Below are 16351 nucleotides of genomic sequence, written 5' to 3' on the forward strand. Positions count from 1 at the left end.
AATGACATCTATTTTTTGAGAATAGAAAATTATTTCGCTAAATCGGAGGGAAGAAAAATTACCAGATTAGAACTATACCATAACAAGCCAAAGCAAATTCATTGGAAAGGTCCACTCTTTTTCATTCTGTCCTGCCTAATTTTATCAGCAGGGGTTCTCGTCACCCAACAATATTGGCAAAAGACAATTCGGATTGAAGCACCTGAAGAAAACCTTGGTAAAAAAGTAGTCGTTCATTTACCAAATGGTAGTGATGTATTTACTTATGAAAAATTAATTGTCAAAAAAGAAGGAAAGACCTTTTACAAAGGGGAGCGAAACACAATTGACTTGACTGGTGGAACCGTCACCTATGAAAATTGGGGATCAAAATAATAGAATGAATAATTACAAGAGCCAGTCCAAGGACTGGCTCTTGATTTATCTTAATGCGCAGGAAGTTAGCGGGTTAATTAGAAAAATGGTGGATAAAAAAAGTGGCTCGAACAAAATTATCCGAGCGCAACATCAAGAATCATCATTACCACAAAACCAACCATTAGAGAAATAGACGCAAGATCATTATTTCCATTTTCCTGCGAGCCTGGGATAACTTCTTCGGCTACGACAAAAATCATTGCTCCTGCCGCAAAGGTTAATGCATATGGTAATAGGGCTTGTATATACGTCACAGCTACAGCACCGATAACTGCAGCAATCGGTTCAACCATTGCTGAAAACTGTCCATACATAAAACTTCTAAGGCGTGACATGCCATCACGTCTTAAAGGCATTGATACAGCAACACCTTCGGGGAAGTTTTGGATCCCAATTCCAATTGCCAATGACAATGCTGCTGCAAGTGTTGCGGATCCAAAGCCTGCTGCGACTGCACCAAATGCAACTCCAACGGCAAGGCCTTCTGGAATATTGTGGAGCGTGATGGCGAGTACCAAAAGCGTACTGCGATGCCTTTTTGTTGGATGAATACCTTCTGCCTCTTCAATTGGGGCATTCGGGTGTAAGTGTGGTAAAACTTTATCAATTACCATTAAAAACATTCCGCCTAAAAGGAAGCCAACAGCAGCTGGAAACCATTTTGGAAGTGGCCCTCCTTCAGACATTTCAAGTGCAGGTGAGATAAGTGACCAAAAGCTGGCGGCAATCATTACCCCTGCAGCAAAGCCTAACATACCATCCAATAGTTTTTGATTCACTTTTTTAGTGGTAAAAACCAGTGCTGCTCCAAGTGCCGTCATTCCCCACGTAAAACATGTAGCAAGCAATGCTTGAAGAATGGGATCAAGGTTTGAAAAAAAATCGATCATGGCAACCCCTCCATAATTACAGTGCTTTTTTATAATACGTAAAAATGGGCGATTTGCTACAAGAGAGAATAGAAAAGTTGGAATTGAACTTTGGGAATTCAATCTAGCTGATTGTATGTGTGGCTAAGGGGAGGTATTCCAATAGAGATTTCGTTTATTGTTCGCTAAACAGAATTTATATCCATAAATTCTGCTCACGCATAAGGGGCAACTACGCCTCTGCCATCGCATTTATGTGCTCGACAATCGGCAAGTTTTCTTTATTGGCTAAAAGGGAGAAGCTACACCGTTTAAAAGAATTCTTTATCAATTCTCTTGCGTCATTTTCAGCAAGTGAACCTTTTCAAGAAGTAACTGAACTTTTTTCTCCGGAACCAATTTGGCTACGAAGGGTCGCGGCGAATCCTGAATTCCGACACGGCCCACTCGAAAAAACGTTTCAAGGTTATAAGCCGTCGGTTAATGGTCGCCGGTTTCAATTCCATTACTTTTTGTGCAGCTTCCCGGTATCGTGTTAATGTTGGAGTAGCCACATCTTCAATTTGAAATATGACACCTACCTCTTGGTGGGCGGCTGTCTCAAACCAGCCTATGAAATGTTTCAAGTCACTTGCATACTCTTTCAGTGTTTTGGGATTCAAATCTTCGTGGGTGGTAAGAGCTTGAATGAAGTCCTGAATCGTCTGCTCGCCCTGTTCCGAAATTACGGTCGCCTCTCTCATTAGCAAAGCCTCCAAATCTTGACTTACATTAGCGGACAAAGTATTCTTTTCTTAACCGAAACATAGTGGACATCAAGTGTATGCTTTGAAATTACCTAACGACCGCTAATATTAATTAGCGGTCATATGTGCGGGATTACGAATGGGCAGTTTAGATTAGCAATCCATAAGAAACAACTCAAGTTGAATTATGCTAAAATGTAGTTAATGTATAAGATATCCCTCATGAACAAAGGAGAACTGAAAATGAGAAAACTCGTTCTATTTCTGCACGCATCGCTTGACGGTTTTGTAGAAGGGCCGAACGGTGAAATGGACATTGGCTGGATTTCCTACGATGCTGATTTGGAGAAACACGCGAAAGAAATTCTGAGTACTGCCGACACTGTCATTTGGGGACGTGGGACTTATCAGTTAATGCACAGTTACTGGCCATCTGTGCCTTCGAACCCATCAGCTTCGCAGTATGAACGGAATCATGCCGAGTGGATCGAAAAGACAGCCAAAATCGTTTTTTCCACGACGCTGGAGAAAGTCGAATGGAACAATTCCAGACTGGTGAAAGAAGATGTCGAGGAAGAGATCAAGAACCTCAAACAGCAGCCAGGCAAGGATATGGTCATCCTCGGCAGTCCTAGGTTCGCACACTACCTTATGCAGCTTGATTTAATAGATGAGTATAAAATTACGGTTTCTCCCGTCCTGATCGGCAGCGGGTTGCCGTTATTCCAAGGTCTCAAGGAGAAGATCAATCTTAAACTTATCGAAAACAAGACATTTGATTCAGGAGCAATAGGCCTCGTTTACCAGACGGTTAGATGACCTTGTCTCCTAAAGTAGATTATGCTAACGGATTACGTTAGCACAATAAAAGCAGCGGCAGTCTAGGTCTTTCGATTTCCTAGTCCGTCACTGCTTTTTTTACGAGTCAGTCTAATTCAGTTTGTCGGATGATCGTGTCGTTTTAGCATAGAGTAGAGTAAGGAGAAACATCAAGTCGGACGCAATTCAGGGCTTAGCGTATATTTTCGTTAAAATGTTGGCGGTACCCAAATATAGAAACCAACAGTTAATTTTTTAACGCTTTCCATCGTAAGAAGATAATAGGGGGAACTCCTGTAAATTAGGTGTTCCTTTCTTATAGCGTAAAATCAACATTATTCATTAACATAGCCAAAAGAAAAAAGAGGATAGTTTTTAATAAGTAGTTCCGATAACGTGGAGGAAAATCTAAATAATCGTATAAATAGCATACAAAAAAGAGATTTCGGCTTCATCACCTTTGTGAAGAAGGAATCATCCGGTTTTCCAAAGTAATTTCGGGTTCATCGAATTTATGATGAACATTAATACCCTAATTGGCACACTGACAATTGGTATTGCCAGTCCTTTAATTGGTATGCTATTTGAAATGTTTCTCCACAAAAACGGAACTGCTTAGTTTTTTAAGTCACTTTTTTCAAGATTTTTCTAATAATCATTCCAATTAAAATCCCCGGAAAAACGAACAACATCGGAAGCCACACGGGACCCCATAACACTCCAAATATTGTGAAGTTTGAGGATAAAATCAATCCGAGTGTTACAAAAAAAGCAGCGAAAACATACGGTAGAAAAGAATAAGGGTCTTTCCCACCGCCTGTATCTTTCACCGCATCCCACATTGAAAAAAAGTACAAACAAGGATAAAACATCAGCCACTGATAATCGACATGTTCGATTGCATTTTTTATGCGCCAATGAAAACTTAGAATTATGACCCCATTAAAATGGGACTTTATATTGATTAGAAATTCAAGAAACAATAATACGGTACCTTTAAAATATTTTCCGTTTAAAAACTGTCCGAAACCAGGAAGTGCAATACTCCACATTAGTTTTTCAAATACACTTTTCTTCATTTTACATACCAAAGTAACATTATTATTCGTTTTCTTTTGCAATTTCTTTTCGATTAGGAGCAAGTGGTGGTTGTTCTAACCATTTATTTTGAACCATAATATCAAACCATTTTTTAGTTACCATTAGATTTTTTAGAATGATGCTTTCATAAGCTGTAACAAGGTCTGTTCGCATTGCAGATGCTAAGCCTAACCCGTGATATGCTTGTGCAGCTTGATACAAGAATCCAATATGATACATCATTAACTTATCGGAAAAAGGAGAGTCCGTTGAAGTTGTTACCTCTGTTTCCCATGACTTTGGAGCTGGTAAATTATCTGAGTGCATTATTTTTGAAAAGGATTGTATTTGACTATCAGCCGTTTTCTCGGAATCCTCTAAAAACTTTCTTACCTCTTTTGATTGGGCGACCTGACTGAACCCGATAGAAAGAGTTTTTGCCATAATACTTTTTTTAAGGTTGAAAGAAATAGTTATTATTTCTGTTGCAGCTAAACGTCTTCCTTTTCCAAAAAATCCATCGATAAAATCCTGGCTAGAAATAAATTCAGGGTTCTTGGCAGGATAAAATAAAGGGTCTCTCTGAAAATTGCCTTTTTCAAGCAATAACTCAATGGTTCGATGGTACATTTTTTTTGCGTCATTATCACATGAATCGTAAAAATAGCGTAAGTCCTCTCTGACTGAAACGCCTAAGGAGGTAGTATGTCCTAGCAAACCATGTAAAGTCATGACATGTAAATAATTTAAGCAAAATATGTCAGTGAACAATCTTTCTGCACCAATATTTTGGTCAGATTCAGTAAATCCTATTGGAATTGGAAACCCTTCGTTCTCAAAAAAAGTTACAAGTTGTTTCTTTTGTTTTTCGAAGGTTATGATAGCATCCTCAAAAATGGCTTTGATTGACTCATCTTCAATAATTGAGAACATATATCTATTTACTACATCTGTCATTGTTCCGTTTACATACTCTCCCCACAGTGTTCCAATTTCGGAAGATGTGAGTTTTAATTTTTCCTTATCCATATAATCACCTCTTGAGTATTATTTACCAATTCAAAATAAGTTATTATTTTTATTTTGATAACATGTTAATGGAAGTGGAACATACCAGAGTTTGCGCGTTTTTAAGAAAGGATTTTTAGCGAGAGCATAGAATAGACCAATACTAACAGGAAGATGAAAAAGGAAATGGAAATTTAAAATAACATTAAATATAGTATTAGTTAAAATGTCGGAAAGTTTACGTACCTAGGGAAGAAGTAATGGAGTTTCTATCTTATTATGAAAATGAAAGAGTGGAAGATTTTTATAAAATAATTTTTCCATTATTAAAATTGGAGGCAGTTATGGAAATTAAAATACTAAAACCAAATAGTGCAGAAATGTATAGGCGTATTAGGCTAAAAGCATTACAGAGCAATCCAGAAGTCTTTAGTTCCAGCTATGATGAGGAGAAGGAATATCCTTTGGAAAAATTTGAGAGTAGGTTGAAGGGAGACGAGTCTTTTACTTTTGGTGCATTTGATAACGAACAATTAGTAGGTGTGGTTACCTTAGTTATTGAAAAGAAAAATAAATTAAAACATAGAGCTACTATTTTTGCGATGTATGTTTACCCTGAAAAACGTAGAGCTGGATATGGGAAAAATTTAATGATCGAAGCAATTAAGAAGGCAAAAAAAATTGAAAGAATTGAACAAATTTACTTAGCAGTTGTTTCAAATAATGAGCCTGCAAAAAACCTGTATAAATCTTTAGGCTTCGAGACTTATGGAATAGATAAAAACGCATTAAAAGTTGATAATACATATTTTGATGATGAACTTATGGTGTTATTTGTATAACAAGGCCGATATTCTTTAGAAGTGGAGTGGAGGTTCTTTTCAAAAATTCACAGGAGATACACGAGAGTTAATAGAACAAGGGTTTTATGCAACAATCAGAATAGAGTATAATCGTGCCCGTGAGCAACGAGAGCACGAATGATTTCCGAAATCCTTTTTTTAATCGTCTAGTGGAATCATACAGGTGATGAAGGCCCAAAGTCATTAATTGGAGATGGAAAAAGTCCTTCATAGCAGTTACGAATAGATCTTAATCATGCTCGGAACAGAGAATATCTGTTCTTTTTTTATATTTATAAAGGATGTTTTCAGGTTTATCCACCTGAGTTGATTGAAGCGGAGGATACTTGACTCCTGCGGGAATAGAGGGAATGGGAGATCCCACAGGCGGTACGCTGAGGAGGCTTCCATCCCTCCCCGCGGAAAGCAAGTGCCCAGAGCGGAAATCAACGGGTAAAGTAAGAAGACCGTTTACAAAATGACTTTTTACTTTACCCTCATTTTAACTAAATATAGGAGTATCTAAATGTTAGAGTCTCCTATTTAAACCAGCCTTTTTTACTAAACCACAAAGACATTCCGGCTCCCACTAGGAACATGAGGATTAAGGCTCCGAAATAGCCATATTTCCAATTTAACTCAGGCATATAACGAAAATTCATTCCATAAACACCGACAATGAACGTAAGGGGCATGAAGATTGTTGTAATAACGGTTAAGACCTTCATTACATGATTCGATTCATTGGAATTTAATGAAATGTAACTGTCACGAATATCTGTAGTTAGTTCTCGATTTGCTTCAATCATTTCTGTTAGTTTTAACAAATGGTCATGGATATCAGAAAAATACTCAATTTTCCCTTGAATTCCCGCAAACCTCTGGGAATTAATAATCCGGTAAACAAGATCCCTCATCGGAGTAACGGTATGTCTCAGTGCTAAGAGATCATGCCTTGTATTAAATAAATCCTCCAGAAGTGCTTCCATTGATCTGCCCTTAGAATTCTCGTCGATTTCACTAAGAGTATCTTCGATTTGATAAACGACAGGGAAGTAATTATCAACCATTTTATCAAGTACATAGTAAAGTACATGTGATGGATCCCATTTTTTAATATCTGCTCCAGAACTGAAACGATGAAATACCTCGTCAATTTCAATTGAAGGTTTGTGATGAAAGGTTACTGCATATTTTTCACAAAGGAATAGATTTATTTCTTCTCTAGTAACTGTTTTTTGGTTTATTGCTTGGATGACAAAAAAGTTATAATCTCCATAATAATCCAGCTTTGGCCGTTGCAAAGTAAAGATACAATCTTCTATTGCTAAAGGATGGAAATTAAGAGGATTCCGCAAGAGTTCAATTTCTTTTTCATCTGGATTAAAAAAGTCAATCCAATACCATAAATAATCCCCTTTAACCAATTCTTCTACTTGTATGTCTTTTATTAATTCATTTTGATGATTAACTGCAATTGTTCTTATCATAGCTACTCCCTATCATTTTGTTCTTCCTTAAAAATATCACGAAATTACAATGTTAATCAAACAATTCACGGGTACTTTTTTACATAGAATAAAAACTCTTCCAAATAGGGAAGGTATAAATAAGGAAATTATGACTTGCGAGGTACTGATTATGTCTTTTAGAAAAGCACGCTCAACCCGGGATATTCAGGATTCTTTAAAAGAAAAGATTCAGCAAACTGAAGATGTTATTTTTAAAGAATTATACACAAAAGTCGAAACGATAAATATTTTCTATGTTAAAACGCTTAGTGATGAAACTCAAGTTCAGGATCTTTTAATCAAGCCATTTTATGAGGTGAAAACTGAATTATTTCTAGATTATCTACAATCCCATCCAAAGGTAAAGATGTTTGAAGATGAAGAAAAGACTCTTGATGAGTTGACTAGAGGCACGGTTGTTCTCTTCATTCAAGATTGGATTTTTCTTTTTGATTTAAAAATGGATCGCAATAGTTCGGTATTAGATACTACCGTTGAGACAACCATACAAGGCCCGCAATCAGGGTTCAGTGAGAGCTTAGGAACAAATCTAGGGCTGATTAGACAACGGTATCCACAACCTACTTTAAATATGGAATCGACAAAGATAGGAAAGATTTCTCAGACAAAAGTGCTTACCATATTTGATAACAAAACGGTCAATCAAGAAGTTTTAAACAATGTAAGAAAATTTTTGTCTTCAATTGATATAGAAATGTTCCAGTCTGGAGAACAACTGCTAGATTTAATTAAGAAAAATAATCGGGCCTTGTTTCCTGTCATGTTGATTACTGAACGACCGGATCGAGTGGCGGTAAACCTTGCAGCTGGAAAAGTTGCTTTACTTGTGACAGGTTCACCATTCGCAGTTATTTTACCGACCGTTTTAAAAGACTTTATGGCCTCAATGGAAGATATTTACCAAACGTATTGGGTAGGGCATTTTTTAATTTTTTTACGGTATGCGGGGCTATTCACAAGTATTATTCTACCTGCATTGTATGTTGCGACAACTGCGTATAATCCTGAGGTTTATAGGGTTCAATTAGCCTTGTCGATCGCCGGAAGTCGCACAGCTGTTCCATATCCAGCATTCATTGAAGTTTTAGTTATGTTGATTACGATGGAATTATTAACAGAGGCAAGTGCCAGGTTACCAAAAGCGATTGGGCCAACTGCAACAACGGTAGGCGGTCTGATTTTAGGACAAGCAGCAACTGAAGCAGGACTTGTTAGTAATATCATGGTTATTATTGTATCTGCAGTAGCTATTTCAAATTTTGTTATTCCGATTAATGCCTTTAGCTTTGCCGTCAGATTAGCAAAATACTTTTTATTAATTCTTTCCACTTTTTATGGTCTTGTCGGTGTTGTGATTGGTTTTTTCATTCTCGTTGCGTATATGGTTAGCCTTGATAGCTTTGGGCAACCGTTTCTAACCTTAATGCAAAACAAATCAACAAATAATTAGCGAGCTTTTTATTGGGGGGAGGATTATGAATCGATATTTTATCTATTTAATTTTGCTAAACATGCTAACCAATATCATTATCTTCGTCCCAAAAATATTGATGACATACCGTTTTGAAGGAGCAGTACTGGGTATTTTGATTGCTATTCCGATTGGTTTAGCCCTGTGTTTTGTCTTTAACAAGGCCATGTCAAAATTTCCAGAACAAGGCCTTCCAGAAATCTTAAATCATTTTAACAACCGAAAAATTAAAATAGCTATCCTTGTCTGTTTTTCGTGCATATGGTTTTCGGCCGGTCTCCTTTCATTGCTTGGATTTGTAGATATTGTTAAAAGATTTATTAATCCTGAAATATCCGAGATTCTCTTAGCGGTCCTTTTTTTAGGTGCTATTTGTTTTGTTGCCCAGTTACCATCGCAAAAAGTGATGTATTTGATAGAAATCATTTTATTTATAAATGTTCCACTCACTTTTTTTATTGTTTTTAAAGCATTTACTAGTAAATATTTTAGTTGGGACTCGGTCTTTGAAGTGGGTACTCACATATTTATGAGACCAAGTTTTACATCAATAGCCGCAGCTACGTATGCATATTCGGGCTACCTTAATCTGTTAATTATTAACCGGCTTTTTAAAAACAAAATAAAGGGAAAAAATTATTTCATTATCCTTTTCCTCGTTATATTTAATCTATTTACTACATTTTTCATTCCAATAGGATTTCATGGTGCAGATAGTGTACAAGAATATCTTTATCCATGGATTTCAACTGCGGATTGTTTACGAATCGTTTACGGTCCAATTGAAAGGGCATTATATATTTTTTTAATGCTATATACCAGTATCACATTGCTAAGTACTTCGCTGCACTGGCATGTTGCATTCGAATTTCTTAAAGGAGTATCAAGAGAAGAGCCTAGCCAGAAAAAAAAATGGATTATTTTCGCTATTTTTATATGTTTATCCATAGTTGCTGAATGGAAAATAAATGCTCTTCAATTGATTAAAATTTCGAGTTATTGGTTAAATGGGCGGTTTATATTTGAAGCCTTTGTAGCAGCATTACTTCTCTTTTTGGCGAGGAGGCAAAAGACATGAAGCCTTTTGGAAAATGGATTCTTGTAGTAATTACTTTGTCGGGCTCATTTTTTTTGTTAGGTGGTTGTGGTTATAAGGATATCGATAAACGTTTTTTTGTCGTTAGTGTCGGGATCGATCCTGCAAAAGGTCATTTGAAAAAATATTTAGTTAGTCTTAAATTTGCCATTCCTAATGTTGAAAAGAAACCAAATGACTTTATCATCGTTTCAGAGGAAGCAGATACCATGGCTGAGGCGGTAAGAATTATCAAAACAAAAGTGGATAAGGAAGTAGATTTTAGCCAAGCAAAAGCAGTTGTTTTCAGTCAAAATATTGTAAAACCAAATTTTCCTCCGCACCTCTACTATTGGCTTACAAGAAGAAGAGATTTTCAAGAAATATCCTGGGTAGTAATTGGGAAGCCATCTGCACTAGATGTCTTAAAAGTAAAGCCGAAATTTGAACAAGTACCATCAAATGCCTTGTTTCTCACGCTAGGAACTGAGGGATCTGAGACTCCTTATATCATCCCAGAGTTTTTGTTTGATTTGAAAAAGAGATTTTCAGAAAAAGGGCTTGACCCTTTTATGCCGATTGTTGAAGCGAAAAAGGATTTACTAGAAGTGAATACGGTGGGTATTTTTAATAAAAAAGAAATGAAAATAGTCTTAAAACCAGAAGAAACAAAGTATCTAAACTTCTTTTTACTTAAGGAAGGGAAAAGTGCTATTAGGATACATCAAGGAAAGGAGTATTTTTTAATAGATACAAACAAGGTTAAGACTAGCTATAAATTGGATACTGCCAATCAAAACCATCCAATGATTAAGGTTAAAGTAAAGATAAAAGGAAGGCTGGAAGAGTCGCTGATGAAACCTTTAAATTCGAAACTGTCAGATTATGAAAAAACAGCAGAAAAAGATATAAACAAAAGTGTAAAGAAATTGCTTGTAAAACTGCAAAAGGAAAATGTTGACCCGATTGGATTTGGACTCCATTATCGTGGAAGGCACTTTAGTAAAAATGATTGGCAGACGTGGCAACAGCTTTATCCGAACGTCACTTATAAAGTGATTACGGATGTTCAAATAGAAGATACAGGATTAATTGAATAAATTTTTGATTATATAGGAGTGAAAAGAGATGAGTGCTAGTCACATTATCGCAAATACGATTATCACATTTTTTGTCATATATATTTTATCAAGAATATTAGGCAAAAAACTCATTTCTCAAATGACCTTTTTTGATTTTATTGCAGGGATTTCACTAGGTTCATTGGTTGGATCAGTTATTTTTTCCGCAAAGATTCCTATTTGGAGAAGTTCTATTTCGTTAGTTGTATTTGCAGCAATTTCTTTCATCGTAGATTTTATTGCTCTTAAATCTTATAGAGGAAGAAAAATCCTAAATGATGTGCCAACCCTCATAATAAAAGAAGGAAGAATTTTAGAGGTGGAGATGAGAAAGGCTCGGTTAACAATTGATGATCTTCTGTTTCAGCTTCGAAAGAAAGATATCTTTTACCTAGATGAAATTGAATATGCTTTCTTAGAAACGGACGGAACTGTGTCTGCCTTGAAAAAAGCTGATAAGCTCCTAACAACTACCGGAGATCTAATGGTCAGCTCTGTTTCTAGAGGGTTGCCGCAAACCTTTATTATTGACGGAAATATTCTTTCAAACATGATAAAATCGATTGGAAAAGATGAAAAATGGGTTCGAAGTATTCTGGAGCAAAATAACATCAAGAATGTTTCAGATATATTAGTTGCACAAATAGATAATCATATGAACGTTTTTATAAGTGAAAAGGGGTCTTCCTAGGCTCTGCTTAGCTTAGAAAGAGGCATTCCATTTGGAGTGCCTCTTAAAAATGTTATAGTGTCGGAGTGTTTTCCTTGTTTCTCAATGCTTGTGGAATATAAACGCAGAATGGTTCACTTTCCATATAATCGCCTGTTACTCCATATGTCCTTGAACGGGAGCCACCGCAAATTTTATTGAATTCACAAACCCCGCATTTTCCTTTGTAATTATCAGGCTGTCTAAGTTCTTTAAACACTTTTGATTCACGATAGATTTCAGCGAGTGGTTGTTCACGAACATTTCCACCTACAATTGGAAGAAGTCCGCTTGGCATCACATCGCCGATATGGGAAACAAATGCAAAGCCATTACCATCATTAACCCCTTTTGGTGCGCGTTTTAAGCCGTCATGCATTGAAGCAAAGTCAGTTGTTATGGAATCTTCGTAGTGAATTTCCCCATTTTCAATTTTCTTCTCCCGCATTTTTTGCTGAAGAACTACACGACGGTAGTGTTGCGCTGCTGTTGTTTTAATGTCATATGGTGCTGTTTTGCTTAGTTCATAAAGCCAGTGGAATACTTTTTCATGTTCAACAGGTGATATGCAGGCGTCAAGTTGACCTCTACCTGTAGGTACAAGCAAGAAAATATACCACATTACCGCTTTTAATTCTCCAACTAGTTTCGCCATTTCTTCTAAATGATCGTAATTGTAGCGAGAGATAACCGTATTAATTTGTAGTGGCATATCTAATTCATTTAGATACTTAATTTTTTCAAGCGTTAGATCAAACGAACCAGGTGTCCCACGGAAATGGTCATGAATTTCTGGTGTAGGTCCATCAAGACTAAAGCCCCAGCGTGAGAGCCCCACTTCTTTAGCTCGTGCCATTTTTTCTTTTGTTACATTGTCAGTGGCACTTGGCACCATCGATACGCGCATTCCTTTTTTAACAGCATAATCTGCAAGTTCGAAAAGATCGTCTCGCATCATGCAATCTCCACCTGTAAAAACAAGCATTGGGTTATTCATATCATAAATTTGATCAAGAAGATTGATCCCTTCTGCGTGGGTTAACTCACGCGGATCTCTCTCTAATTGGGCGTCTGCACGGCAGTGGACGCATTTAAGCTGGCAAGCTCTTGTTACTTCCCAAATAACAATAAACGGGTTTTCATCATAATCGATTGCCATTCCTTGTCCGTGTGGATGCCCCATTCCTTGTGCATGGGGGTGTCCCATTCCATGTGGATGTCCATTGCTTTTCATATTCATCACCAATTTTCATAAATTTTTTGGCTAATCAGAATTTATAGCCATAAATGCTGCTAGTTCATAAGGGCAGCTACGCCTAATCATCGCATAAGTGCAACTAGGCTATCGCCGACGCCTTTAGGCTTGGCGCTAGCCAAGTTTTCTTTATGTGATTCTACTATTTCAATGATGCTTCTATAGGTTAATTATAAATTTATCAACTAGCTGTGCATGGATGGATTGTTACAAAATTTCTACATTCCCACTTTCGTTTTGAATCGGCCAAAAAGAGAGGGACTTTTACACTGGTCAAATAGTACTAATTGTAAAATATCTTGAAATATTAAAAATATATTACAGGAACATTACAGATTTAAGGTAAATTATCTGAAAAATTTATGGTTAAACCTTATTTTATAAGGTTTGGACGATTTTCTATTGTTTGTTACATAAAGTACTATCATTTCCACTAGGGGAATTAATTACCTAACCACCCATATTTTATTGATATTAACAGGTCTAAAACTCCTTTATGATAAATTTGTAAACGAAATGAAGGAGTGCTACCATGAAAAAACATATCATCACAGTCGCGGCAACCGCAGGGCTTTTGTTTACGGCTTTTGGAAGTTCAGCTAGTGCAGATGCAAGTACATACAAAGTTCGTTCAGGTGATAGTCTTTCAAAAATCGCAAAAGTAAACCATGTTTCTATTAAACAAATAAAAGAGTGGAATCATCTTTCTAGTGATCTTATTAAAATTAATCAGAAACTATCATTGATAGCTCCAAAAAGCCATAAATCAAAAAAAGTGATAAAGACTAAAACCGCAAAAAAAGTAACTCTAGCTAAAACAGCGAATGGTACAACTCAAACGTACAAAGTTAAATCAGGAGATTCCTTATCGGTAATTGCAAAAAAATATAAAATATCTGTTACTGTTCTAAAATCTTTAAATAATCTACATTCAGATAAGATAAAAATTGGACAAGTGCTTAAGGTGAAAGGTACAGTAACTAAGGTAATTGCAACCCCAGTTTCTGCACCGCCAAAACAAGTTTTTGCAACCACCTTGGATGCACCTGTTTCTCAAGTGCAGGCAATGATTGCTGAAGCAAAAAAATATATTGGTACTCCATATGCATGGGGAGGGGTAACACCTTCTGGATTTGATTGCAGTGGGTTTGTAGATTATGTATATAATAAAGTAGGAGTTTCATTGCCGAGAACGGTTGCGGCTCAGTGGAACCAGACAACGTCGGTTGGATTTCCAAACCCTGGTGATCTAGTGTTTTTTGAAACGTATGCTAAAGGCCCATCACATGTAGGTATATTTATCGGAAACAACAAATTTATTCATTCTGGATCACATGGTGTGACAATTACTGATATGACATCGTCATATTGGAGAACAAAGTATCTAGGTGCAAGAGCTGTATTTTAATAGACTGGCAAAAAGGGCCTTTTTGGAAAGACCTCAGATTGTCGAGAAAGGGGTATTTTTCTCGGCAATTTTTATTTTCTCAGAGTCCGAATACCAAATTTATCAAAGCTCCCTGCAAATGGGCCTGTTGATTTCCGCTCCAGGCACTCGCTTTCCGCGGGGAGGTCCTGAAGCCTCCTCGGCGTTACCGCCTGCGAGGTCTCCAGTGACCTCTATATCCCGCAGGAGTCGAGTGCCCTCCGCTCCAATCAACAGGTGGTAAATCAACTTAAAGTATTGCAACACACTTTTTCCAATTTAGCTAAATGTGTTGCAATCTTTTTATATTTTGGCATGCGGCAGTAAGGAGAGCATGCTCGGATGCATTCTTCAATCCCCGTAACCGGTAATAGCGAAGCCCATGCAGCTCTTCCAGAGTCTGCGAAGCTTCGCTCAATTTTTTCCTTTCTAAATTTATAAAGTATTTTTCCAGATTTAGATAAGCGATTTAACCTTACCTTTTCTTTGTGCTCCTCCCAAACATGTCGTGTTACAACTTTCACTTTATTTTTTGAGCGTGTATATTGGGATAAAAATGGGCAGTTCGTACACTTCTTCGAATCAGATTTGTATTCCCTATATCCCACACGGGTTGTAGTTTTGTATGTTAATTCTTTGTTGTTGGGGCATATGTACAGGTCACGATCTTTATCGTATGTAAATTACCATTTGGGGAATAAACCAGTAGTAGGATGGTATCTTCTATGGGCAATGACTCCAAAAATTTTCCGATCAGAAAGTCCTTTGCAAATGGATTTGTAAAATACCCTGAATCTAATGCTACAGCTTCCACCTTAAATCCAAATCGTTGGACCTGATGGTCCAGCCTACTAAGATAGGGAACAGAATCATGAACATTGCCAGGTGTAACATAAACGTCAGTAATTATATTTAACTTCATATCCGTAGTTCGGTGGTCAAGATAACAGAACATTTCTTGTTTATTTTCACGGGACATAAAACCACATTCTAGGTAAGTAGTACTTACACGAATTTCCTTAGTTTCTTTTACTTCGTCCTATTCTTTTAATGGCTTTTTTCCGTGTTTAAGTCTATCTTCTTCAATCGCCTTGTTTAAGTCATCAAAATATTCTCGAGTATCTACTTCCACTTCTTGTCTCGTAAACTTGTTTTTATTTGCATTTGCCTTTAAATGTGTAGAATCCGTAAATAAAACACGTTCGCCAACCAGCTTACGATTTATTGCTAGAAGTACAATCTCATCAAAAATCTCCTGAAAAATAGTAGTATCCTTAAAACGGTGTTGACGATTCCAACTAATCGTTGAGTGATGAGGTACAGAGTCCTTGAATTTTAGACCTAAAAACCAGCGATAGGAAACGTTTGTTCTAATTTCTCTCTCTGTTGGCGTTCAGCAGGTATGACATAAATATAACCAATAAACATCATTTTAAAATGAATAAGGGGATCAGTTGGGCGTCCATTATCATCGCTGTAATATTGGCGGATTTTTTCTAGAAGAAACGAAAAATCAATATATTTATCAATCAAACGAAGTAGATGGTCATCAGGTACTAATTCATCAATAGATACAAATTCATATTCATTTTGACTAGACTCTTTTGGCTTAAACATTGGTTTTACCACTTTTTTTATTATTTATTAGTTGAACGTAAGTTCTTTATTGAAAGACACTCTGTTGATTGGAGTGGAAGGCGCTCGACTCCTGCGGGAGTACGGGGCAGGGGAGATCCCGCAAGCGCTTCAGCGCTGAGGAAGCTCCCGGCACGCCCGCGGAAAGCGAGCGCCTGGAGCGGAAATCAACAGACCAGTTACAAAGCTAATATACTAATATCATTATAACGAATTAACGCGGTGAATTGTTAAATAATCTGTGCAAAATAATAAGCTGTCGAAGGGTTTTTCGACAACCTGGGGTCTTTTTGGAAAGCCCTTTTTTTGCTGCCGAAAATGTATGGCTTATATTCAAATTTGCCTG

Annotated in this window: 14 protein-coding genes and 1 pseudogene; 8 read left to right on the forward strand and 7 right to left on the reverse strand. The window is 36.9% G+C overall.

Going from position 1 to position 16351, the window contains the following annotated elements:
* Positions 1-15 precede the first annotated feature (15 nt).
* A complete protein-coding gene (locus tag RCG20_RS20635) occupies positions 16-375 on the forward strand; it encodes a hypothetical protein (RefSeq protein ID WP_308182013.1) in 360 nt (119 codons plus the stop codon).
* A gap of 116 nt (positions 376-491) precedes the next feature.
* Here the strand turns inward: RCG20_RS20635 and RCG20_RS20640 are convergent, their stop codons facing one another.
* Positions 492-1307: a ZIP family metal transporter gene (locus RCG20_RS20640; protein ID WP_308182014.1), complete on the reverse strand. Its 816-nt coding sequence runs from the start codon at positions 1305-1307 to the stop codon at positions 492-494.
* A 383-nt stretch (positions 1308-1690) separates the two neighbouring features.
* Positions 1691-2029, reverse strand: a complete 339-nt coding sequence (locus RCG20_RS20645; protein WP_308182015.1) for a site-specific integrase — start codon at positions 2027-2029, stop codon at positions 1691-1693.
* Between the two features lie 246 nt (positions 2030-2275).
* On the opposite strand from RCG20_RS20645, the gene RCG20_RS20650 reads away from it, so the two are divergent.
* Positions 2276-2851 (forward strand): dihydrofolate reductase family protein, encoded by a 576-nt coding sequence (locus RCG20_RS20650; protein ID WP_308182016.1) that lies wholly within the window; start codon positions 2276-2278, stop codon positions 2849-2851.
* A gap of 623 nt (positions 2852-3474) precedes the next feature.
* Here the strand turns inward: RCG20_RS20650 and RCG20_RS20655 are convergent.
* Positions 3475-3930 carry a hypothetical protein gene (locus RCG20_RS20655; protein WP_308182017.1) on the reverse strand — a complete coding sequence of 152 codons (456 nt, stop codon included), beginning with the start codon at positions 3928-3930 and terminating at the stop codon, positions 3475-3477.
* 22 nt (positions 3931-3952) lie between these two features.
* Positions 3953-4960 (reverse strand): DUF3231 family protein, encoded by a 1008-nt coding sequence (locus tag RCG20_RS20660; RefSeq protein ID WP_308182018.1) that lies wholly within the window; start codon positions 4958-4960, stop codon positions 3953-3955.
* 323 nt (positions 4961-5283) lie between these two features.
* Between RCG20_RS20660 and RCG20_RS20665 the strand changes: the two genes are divergently transcribed.
* Entirely contained in the window at positions 5284-5781 is a 498-nt protein-coding gene (locus tag RCG20_RS20665; protein ID WP_308182019.1) for a GNAT family N-acetyltransferase, read from the forward strand.
* A gap of 539 nt (positions 5782-6320) precedes the next feature.
* Here the strand turns inward: RCG20_RS20665 and corA are convergent.
* Complete coding sequence (gene corA / locus RCG20_RS20670; RefSeq protein ID WP_308182020.1) at positions 6321-7271, reverse strand: magnesium/cobalt transporter CorA; 951 nt, start codon at positions 7269-7271, stop codon at positions 6321-6323.
* A 151-nt stretch (positions 7272-7422) separates the two neighbouring features.
* Here corA and RCG20_RS20675 point away from each other — a divergent pair, with 151 nt between their 5' ends.
* From RCG20_RS20675 to RCG20_RS20690, 4 genes are read left to right on the forward strand one after another with little or no spacing between them, the layout of a single operon-like run.
* Positions 7423-8763 carry a spore germination protein gene (locus RCG20_RS20675; protein ID WP_308182021.1) on the forward strand — a complete coding sequence of 447 codons (1341 nt, stop codon included), beginning with the start codon at positions 7423-7425 and terminating at the stop codon, positions 8761-8763.
* A 25-nt stretch (positions 8764-8788) separates the two neighbouring features.
* Positions 8789-9862: a GerAB/ArcD/ProY family transporter gene (locus RCG20_RS20680; RefSeq protein ID WP_308182022.1), complete on the forward strand. Its 1074-nt coding sequence runs from the start codon at positions 8789-8791 to the stop codon at positions 9860-9862.
* Positions 9859-10959, forward strand: a complete 1101-nt coding sequence (locus RCG20_RS20685) for a Ger(x)C family spore germination protein (RefSeq protein ID WP_308182023.1) — start codon at positions 9859-9861, stop codon at positions 10957-10959. The genes RCG20_RS20680 and RCG20_RS20685 overlap by 4 nt, the downstream gene beginning before the upstream one ends.
* A 28-nt stretch (positions 10960-10987) precedes the next feature.
* Positions 10988-11671: a DUF421 domain-containing protein gene (locus RCG20_RS20690; RefSeq protein WP_308182024.1), complete on the forward strand. Its 684-nt coding sequence runs from the start codon at positions 10988-10990 to the stop codon at positions 11669-11671.
* A 52-nt stretch (positions 11672-11723) separates the two neighbouring features.
* Here RCG20_RS20690 and RCG20_RS20695 read toward each other — a convergent pair whose 3' ends face one another.
* On the reverse strand, positions 11724-12923 hold the full coding sequence (locus RCG20_RS20695) for a TIGR04053 family radical SAM/SPASM domain-containing protein (RefSeq protein WP_374120491.1): 1200 nt from the start codon (positions 12921-12923) through the stop codon (positions 11724-11726).
* Positions 12924-13476: 553 nt separating this feature from the next.
* Here RCG20_RS20695 and RCG20_RS20700 point away from each other — a divergent pair.
* A complete protein-coding gene (locus tag RCG20_RS20700; protein ID WP_308182025.1) occupies positions 13477-14352 on the forward strand; it encodes a C40 family peptidase in 876 nt (291 codons plus the stop codon).
* A 301-nt stretch (positions 14353-14653) separates the two neighbouring features.
* Here the strand turns inward: RCG20_RS20700 and RCG20_RS20705 are convergent.
* A pseudogene (locus RCG20_RS20705) lies at positions 14654-15987 on the reverse strand (IS1182 family transposase).
* Positions 15988-16351: the final 364 nt, after the last annotated feature.

This window comes from Neobacillus sp. PS3-40, from assembly GCF_030915485.1.
Lineage (GTDB): Bacteria > Bacillota > Bacilli > Bacillales > Cytobacillaceae > JAUZPL01.